General features: G+C 53.6%; 9 protein-coding genes. All 9 read right to left on the bottom strand.

What is annotated here, in order from left to right; all coding sequences use genetic code 11:
• A partial coding sequence (locus ONB24_06135) for a hypothetical protein (GenBank protein ID MDZ7315685.1) occupies positions 1 to 1158 on the bottom strand: 1158 nt, incomplete at its 3' end.
• Between the two features lie 11 nt (positions 1159 to 1169).
• Positions 1170 to 2063, bottom strand: a complete 894-nt coding sequence (locus ONB24_06140) for an ABC transporter ATP-binding protein (protein MDZ7315686.1) — start codon at positions 2061 to 2063, stop codon at positions 1170 to 1172.
• A gap of 120 nt (positions 2064 to 2183) precedes the next feature.
• On the bottom strand, positions 2184 to 3104 hold the full coding sequence (locus ONB24_06145) for an LOG family protein (protein ID MDZ7315687.1): 921 nt from the start codon (positions 3102 to 3104) through the stop codon (positions 2184 to 2186).
• A gap of 23 nt (positions 3105 to 3127) precedes the next feature.
• Entirely contained in the window at positions 3128 to 3898 is a 771-nt protein-coding gene (locus ONB24_06150; GenBank protein ID MDZ7315688.1) for an alpha/beta fold hydrolase, read from the bottom strand.
• A 24-nt stretch (positions 3899 to 3922) separates the two neighbouring features.
• Complete coding sequence (locus ONB24_06155; GenBank protein ID MDZ7315689.1) at positions 3923 to 4642, bottom strand: polyprenol monophosphomannose synthase; 720 nt, start codon at positions 4640 to 4642, stop codon at positions 3923 to 3925.
• The gene (gene rfbD / locus ONB24_06160) at positions 4643 to 5557 is read right to left on the bottom strand and encodes a dTDP-4-dehydrorhamnose reductase (protein MDZ7315690.1); all 915 of its coding nucleotides are present in this window, start codon (positions 5555 to 5557) and stop codon (positions 4643 to 4645) included. It abuts the gene before it with no gap.
• A 13-nt stretch (positions 5558 to 5570) separates the two neighbouring features.
• Positions 5571 to 6032, bottom strand: a complete 462-nt coding sequence (purE, locus tag ONB24_06165) for a 5-(carboxyamino)imidazole ribonucleotide mutase (protein ID MDZ7315691.1) — start codon at positions 6030 to 6032, stop codon at positions 5571 to 5573.
• Positions 6032 to 7060 (bottom strand): DUF4837 family protein, encoded by a 1029-nt coding sequence (locus ONB24_06170; protein ID MDZ7315692.1) that lies wholly within the window; start codon positions 7058 to 7060, stop codon positions 6032 to 6034. Before ONB24_06170 ends, purE begins: the two co-directional genes overlap by 1 nt.
• 14 nt (positions 7061 to 7074) lie before the next feature.
• Positions 7075 to 7464 (bottom strand): flippase-like domain-containing protein (locus tag ONB24_06175; GenBank protein MDZ7315693.1); only part of this gene is annotated, 390 nt, incomplete at its 5' end.

Raw genomic sequence — 7464 nt, forward strand, 5'->3', positions numbered from 1 at the left:
GATCTCCAGCGTTCCCTCCTCACCCGGCGACAACGGCCGAGTCGGTTCGACGAACAGCAAGTGCAGGCGCCGCTGAAAGGGTACGTCTTGGTTCTGATAACGCACTCTGTATATTTTCAGACCCGGATTCAGATTAAAGATCATTTTGCCGATCGGTCCGGCGGTCTGATTGGCGATCTGCACGGCAGCCTGTACTTCGATTTGCTCGCCCTTGTGGTCCAAATCAATATCGTAGGCTTTAATAGTCACGATAGGCTCGCCGGCATACTGTTCATTGAGTCGACGCGCCTCTTCTCGCTGCCTGGGCCCTGCGGCAGCTTGGCGGTAGTAAAGTGTAAGGCAAAGCGGACTTGAAATAAATGAAAGTATGGCAATAACCGCTGCAGCGACCTGCATGGCGCGGGATTGCGGCAGCCTGCGAAAGAGCAGTATGGAGACAAAGATAAAGCCGGTGCCGAGGAAAAAGAAGGCGGCCCGCTGCAGCCAAATGAGCGACGGCTGGGAAAAACCGACGAAATCTGAAAAAGCCAGCGGTAAAAAGAACGAGAGGGCGTCGAAAGATGCGGCATATTTTTCGCGCACCACAACCAGGCTGACCGCAAGCAATCCGAGCAGGAGGATAAAGGTGACGGCTTGATGCCTCAGCACGGTCATGGTAATCAGCGCAAGTCCAAAGATGAAAATCAGAGTCGGCAGCGAGATCAGGAGGAAATAACTTAGGTGCGGCGCCAGGGCAAACGGAACGTCGCTGAAAGCGATCTGAATGACGGCGGAGATCAGCAATACCAGCGCATTCAAACCGCCGAAGACGATCAGCAGGCCGGTTACTTTGCCCAAAACATAGTCGCCGTTGGTCATCGAGCGCATATAGATGACTTCGGTCGTATCGGCTTTGTCGCGCTTTAGAAAATCAGCCGCCAAAAAGACCGCCATCACCGCCTGTGCAATGTTAAGGATGAGAAAATTGAAATAAGAGATCGATGCGGGAATGGCGCGAAACGACCAAGGCGTCTCCTTGTTCGCCGCTGTAAACAAAATAACGTTTAAAAAGGCCAGTCCAAGCAGGACCACGGCGCAAAAGATGCGGAAAAACCAGCTGCGCAGCAGCGTCTTGATTTCAAAGCGGGCGATCGTCCAGATATTGAATACAGACAACATAGTTTCACCTGTCAGTTGAGAGAAACAGACTCACCCAGTCGTTCCATGCGATAGACGTAGGCATGTTCGAGGTTCGGTTCGATCGGCATACCTTGATAGCCGTCCAGTTCTTCAGCTACGATCTGAACGTCCCAGCCGTCCTCGGCCGGAATGGAGGTAACCACAGGATATTTTGCCTTGACGGCCTCCAGTTCGGCATCGCCGACGCGTATCTGCCAGACATGCCCGCGCGCTTCTTCGATGAGCTTTTCCGGCGCGCCTTTAAAAATGACGCGGCCATGGTCGAGCAGGGCCATGTCGCGGCAGGTGCTGGAAATGTCGCCGACGATGTGCGTGGAAAGAATGATGATGATGTCATTGCGTGCCATGTCGGAGAGAAGATTGCGGAAGCGAATGCGCTCTTCCGGATCCAAACCGGTGGTCGGCTCGTCGACGATGACGATTTTGGGCGAACCGATGAGCGCCTGGGCAATTCCCAAGCGCCGCTTCATACCGCCGGAGAGTTTGTTGGCCTGCCGATCGCGCACTTCATAGAGACCGACTTTTTCGAGCATGGAATCGACGGCCTGCCGCCTTTCTCGGGAATTGCGCAGACCGGCAAGCGCCGCCGCATAGTCCAGAAACTCCCAGGTCTGCAGCTTGGAAAAAATGCTGAAATCCTGAGGCAAATAGCCCAGCATGGCGCGTATTTCCCGACGATTTTTTTGCAGATCGTAGCCGTTGATCTTGACCTCGCCGGCGGTCGGTTTGAGGAGAGTGACCAGGATGCGCATCAAGGTCGTCTTGCCGGCTCCGTTCGGTCCCAACAGTCCCGTCAACCCGCTGCCGATTTCGAGGTCAATATCATCGAGAGCGCGAAAGCCGTTGTCGTATTCCTTTCGTAATCCTTTGATCGAAATATTCATGGAAAACCTCATTTTCGTTCCGTGAACGCGTTCGGCGGTTGGGCTCCGCTTTGCCGTTCGATCGGTTTTGCTACCTTGACACAACGATGATCAGGCGGAAATGTTCTTGAAAGTATAGTCTTAGAGACTCAGAGAATTCGTCTTGTCGATGAACTCTTTTTGCAGATGAGAACTCAAAATCTGAAAGGCTGTCTGCGGGTCGTCGGCCATGTAGAAAAGATTGAGATCCTGCGGCGAGATCACACCCCACTCGACCAGTTTGGGAAAATTGACGACCTCGCGCCAGAACTCCGTACCGTAAATAATCACGCACATTTTCTTTTTGACCTTTTCCGTCTGGCGGAGCGTGAGCAGTTCGAAAAGTTCATCCATGGTGCCAAAGCCGCCCGGAAAGACGACCAGTCCCTTGGCCAAATAGACGAACCAGAACTTGCGCATGAAAAAGTAGTGAAATTCAAAGGAAAGATCTTCGGTGATGTAGGGGTTGGCTTCCTGCTCGAAGGGGAGGCTGATGTTCATGCCGATGGTGGGGCTTCCCGCTTCGGCGGCGCCGCGATTGGCGGCTTCCATGATTCCAGGCCCGCCGCCGGAGCAGACAATGAACCGATGTTTTTCATTCAATTCCTGTGACCACTTGGCCAACAAAAAGGCAAGCTGTCGGGCTTCTTCATAGTAGCGCGAGTTCTTGAGATCGCGCTCCGCCGCTTTCAGCTTCTCGATGAGCGCGGCATCGGGAGCTTTTACCGCCGCCATTTCGCGTGTAACGGCAGCGAGCTGCTCTTCCGCTTCGAGTCTCGACTTGAAGCGCGCCGAACCGTAGAAAACGATCGTGTCCTTGATGCCGCGGTGGCGCAGTCGGCCTGCAACTTCCAAATATTCGCTGAGAATTCGGATCGGCCGCGCTTCGCTGCTGTTCAAAAAGCTTTCGTTGCGGTATGCTTTGATCAGGCGCGGCTTTTTAAGGGGCTTGTCGATACTTTTTTTCTGGATAAAGACATGGTTGAGACCCGGCGACTCATAGATGGAATTCGTATCGTTCATAAAACGATGGCCTCCAGATTGACTCAAAATTGACGCTGCAGCCAAATGAGGGTCTGTCGAACAACCTGTTTGCGATGGTGCGGCGTCTGAAACGTATGACCGGCGCCCGGGATTTCCATAAAATCAGCCGGCGGCTGAGCAACCTCCTGAAACCTCCGGAATCCCTCGACGAAAAGCGGCGCATCGGCCGTTCCTTGAACGATAAATTTCGGTAGCGACAAATCAGCAAACGCTGTTTCCACGTCGTATTTGAGTGCATCCAGGAAAAAGTCACGTTGAATCAGCCACCCGTCGTACTCTACCCGCTCGGGCAATTGTTTGATTTCGTCCAGATTCGGCAGATAGCCGGCAAACAAGCGTTTGGTATCCGGTACGGCAGACCAGCAAACCAGCGCATCGACTTTTTCAGAACCGACGGTCAAAATAGCTGTTGCCGCTCCCATGCTGATGCCCAAGACGGCTAATCGTGAAAATCCTTGGTCTCGGCACCAGCTGATGACATCCCGCAAGTTTTGAATATTAACCGACAGGCGCGATTCTTCGAATTCCCCTTCGCTGTCGCCGGAACCGTAAAAGTCGAACCGCAGAGCGGTAAAGCCGTTCTCGGCAAAAGTACGCGCCGCCTCGACAAAAAGTCGCTTGTTTTCGGTCTTTTGGCCGGTGAAACCGTGGCAGAGGATGATGCAGCAGTTGCCTTTTGCATGATGCAATACGCCGATCAACCTGCTTCCGTTGCTGAAAATGACGACCGGTTCCTCGTTTCCGTTTTTCATTTGATGATCTGAATGAGTCATGATTCTATTCCTTCATTGCGCCGGTTATTTCAATTTATGCAGGATGCTCAGAATTTTGAGCCGCCAAACCATCCAGACGGCTTCGTAAACAATTCGCTTCGACATTTTCGACACGCCCAGATGGCGATCGACAAAAATGATCGGCACTTCGCCGATCCTGAATCCAAATTTCCAGGCGCGGAATTTCATTTCAATCTGAAACGAGTAGCCGTCGGAAATGATCCGGTCGAGATTGATGCTTTCGAGAACGCGCCGATGATAGCAGACAAAGCCTGCGGTGCAGTCCTCAACAGGCAAGCCGGTGATGAGCCTCGTGTAGAGGTTTGCCACCATGCTCAACAGCAGCCTTTTCAACGGCCAATTGACGACCGTAATGCCGTGCAGGTACCGCGAACCGACGACGACATCATAGTTATCCGCGGCGCGGATCATCTTAGGGATTTCGTGCGGGTCGTGCGAAAAATCGGCGTCCATTTCAAAGATAAGGTCAAAATGATTCGCCAAGCCGTAACGAAAGCCAGCTATATAAGCGGAACCGAGTCCCATCTTGCCCGGCCGCCGAATAAGATGCACGCGGGGCTCCTTTTCGGCGATCGCCTCTACGATTTGGCCGGTACCGTCAGGGGAAGCGTCATCCACAACCAGTACCTCCAATCCGTTGACAGGCAGAGCCAGCAGAGTACTTAACAGCCTTTCAATATTCTCCCGTTCATTAAAAGTGGGTACGATAATCAAAACTTTCAACTAATTCATCTCCATGGAGGGTTGATTTTCTTTATTCCATTGCGCTTTGTATTTTTTTAATCCGCCGGCGGTATCGGAGAATTCGAGACCGAGCTCCTCGAGAGCCTTTTTAACGATAAGGCCGGACCGCAGCGGTCGCGGCGCCTTTTGTCCCAGCTCGGCCGTGGTAACAGGCGTAATTAAACCGGCATCCAGCTCGAAAGAGTCGGCGATCTTGAGCGAAAACTCGTAGCGGGAAAGCACATCGCGGCCGGCAAGGTGGATAATGCCGCGAAACGGCAGCTGCGTGAGCCGCCAGAGAGCCGCCGCCAACTCGTCGTTAAGGGTCACGTTGCCGAACTGATCGGTGACGATGCGGACGCGCTCGCCCTTGCGCAGCTTGTCGATCAACCAGCCGACGAACTCGGGACGGTTATTCACAGTTCGTCCGTATAGGACCATGGTGCGGGCAATAATGAAATCGACGCCGGACGATTTGACGATTTCCTCGGCTTCCCATTTGGACTTGGCATAGACGCCGAGCGGGTTGGGACGTGCGCTTTCATCATAGGGACCGGCCGTGCCGTCAAAGACGTAATCGGTCGACAGCTGCACGAACGTCGCGCCGAAACGGCGGCATTCCTGGACAAGGTATTCCACCGCCGTAACGTTTACGGCGCGACAAAGCTCGGGCTCTTCTTCGGCGCGATCGACGTTGGTATAGGCAGCCGTGTGGATGACCCAATCCGGTTTCGTGTCCGCAAACAATCGGCGGACTTGCATCTGTTGCGTCAGATCACAGGCTCGATAAATAGCGGGCGAAATAAACAACGGCGCATCCGCAAGATCGACGGCGACGAGCTCGACAGAATCGGGACGCAACGCAACCAGCCGTTGTCCCAATAAGCCGTGGCAACCGGTGACCAGGACTTTCACGCAGGCCGTCCGTTTAGTTCAAAGAGCATTTTTGAGCGCGAAATTGGCAAAGCTTTTTCTTGATTTCTTCAGAATGCAGCGCCAGCATTTCGGCGACAAAGATCGCTGCGTTACGGGCGCCGGCTTTGCCGATCGCCATGGTTGCCACCGGCACGCCGGGCGGCATTTGCACGATGGAATAGAGTGCATCGACGCCGTTCAACGCCGACCCCGGAAGCGGCACGCCGATGATCGGCAGAGTCGTATATGCCGCCAACACGCCAGGCAAATGCGCAGCCATACCGGCTCCGGCAATGATCGCCGAATAGCCTTCCGCTTCGGCCTTTTTCGCAAACGCCGCCGTCTCTTCCGGCGTACGGTGCGCCGACAAAACATGCGTGGTATACTCTATGCCGAAAAAACGCAGATATTCTTCGGCAGCCGACATGATTTCAGCGTCCGAGGAACTTCCCATGAGTATGGCTACCTTGGGCATTATTTCTGTTCTCCTTTCACGGTAAAAGTCGATGCAATTCCATCCAGCTGACGAATATACTGCCATTTGCGTTCACCGGGCGCGTAAACGGCCAGATCGATGAGGTAAAGCCGTTTATCGCTTTCATTGTAAAAGCCGTAGGAGCGGAAAGGCCCGCCCATTTCATGCTTGGCATTCTGCCAAACGCCGTCCAAACGAACGGCATAGCGGCCGCAAAAATTGACCCGCGCTTCTTTGACCTTGAGCGTGCTGTCTTCATAGACAAAATCGCCGTCGTAAAATTTTTCGCCGAACCAGGCGCGCCGATCGAGCATCCATTCTTTGGAAAGCGTCGCCGGATCGGCATTCTCCTCCCAATAGACGGCCAGCCACCTTTGCGGCATCAGCCTCCGCAGCCAAACAAGGCGGGCTTCGCTCGAGTCCACTGCAACAAAATAGTCATGCTGGACACGCACACTCCAGCCGTGTTTTTCCATCAGGGCTTTGGCGATCTGCTTCTGTTCGAAACGAAGATAGAGGTTGTTAAAGACGACCTCCTGCTCGTGTCGGTCAAAGAGCTCGAACAACGTCTCGCCGTGCTTGTCGATATTGCGCTTCAACGTTTCCACGTCGCGCGAAACGAGCACAGCCAATAACTGATCGGTTGCCCAGGGATTTTTTTTGCTGAACATAAATGCGCTGTCCTGCTCCACTCTTTGCCGCGAGGCGGGGCTGAGAAATTTGTCGATCAGCTCACCCAGCTTGCCTTCCGAAGCAAGAGTTCCGACGATGAGCAGGTGCGGAAATCGCTGCAGACTTGCCAACTCTTCCGGTTGACGTAATTCTAGTGAGAAAACCCGCTCGATTTGCGGCGTAAAGTATTCGACGCCGAAAGCCTTTTCCAATTCCGGCTCGACCTGCGAATAGAGCTCGGCATCGGAAATGACGACGATCTTGTTGCGGGAACCGATCGACTGCCGTTTCATGCTGCAGCCGACAATCAACGTGATAAGAATCAAAATGCTTACCCATCCGATAACACGACGCATAGGCGCCTCCTCTCCTATTTCTGCTTTGTCTTTCTCAAAGTAAAGACAATTCCGCCCGGAAGCGAAGCGAATATTCCGACCAAATAAGCCAGAAATTCGAACGCAACCGCCTGCGGGGCTGCCAGTCCCACTTGGGAAAACAACACGGCGGCCGACTGTTCGCGCACTCCGATACCGCCGAAAGAGATCGGCAGGCTTGCAAAAAAGGCGACAAGGGGTATAAAGATCATAAAAGGCGACAGCCCAACCTTTGTGCCGACGGACAGAGCGGTGAAATAATGAGTCAAGATCCGTAAAAACTGCACGGTCGGCGCGACCATGATCAGCTTAAGAGCCGCTGCCCGCTCATACCTCAGCCGGTGAATGCCGCGATAGACCTCGGCCGCCTTTTCGGCGAATTTTTT

Source organism: candidate division KSB1 bacterium (assembly GCA_034505495.1).
In the GTDB taxonomy this organism is placed as follows: Bacteria; Zhuqueibacterota; Zhuqueibacteria; order Residuimicrobiales; family Krinioviventaceae; genus Fontimicrobium_A.

Bases quoted from the DNA above. Each gene is read 5' to 3' on its own strand.
- ONB24_06140 (MDZ7315686.1), bottom strand. From the start codon at position 2,063: ATGAATATTTCGATCAAAGGATTACGAAAGGAATACGACAACGGCTTT.
- ONB24_06145 (MDZ7315687.1), bottom strand. From the start codon at position 3,104: ATGAACGATACGAATTCCATCTATGAGTCGCCGGGTCTCAACCATGTC.
- ONB24_06150 (MDZ7315688.1), bottom strand. From the start codon at position 3,898: ATGACTCATTCAGATCATCAAATGAAAAACGGAAACGAGGAACCGGTC.
- purE (MDZ7315691.1), bottom strand. From the start codon at position 6,032: ATGCCCAAGGTAGCCATACTCATGGGAAGTTCCTCGGACGCTGAAATC.
- ONB24_06170 (MDZ7315692.1), bottom strand. From the start codon at position 7,060: ATGCGTCGTGTTATCGGATGGGTAAGCATTTTGATTCTTATCACGTTG.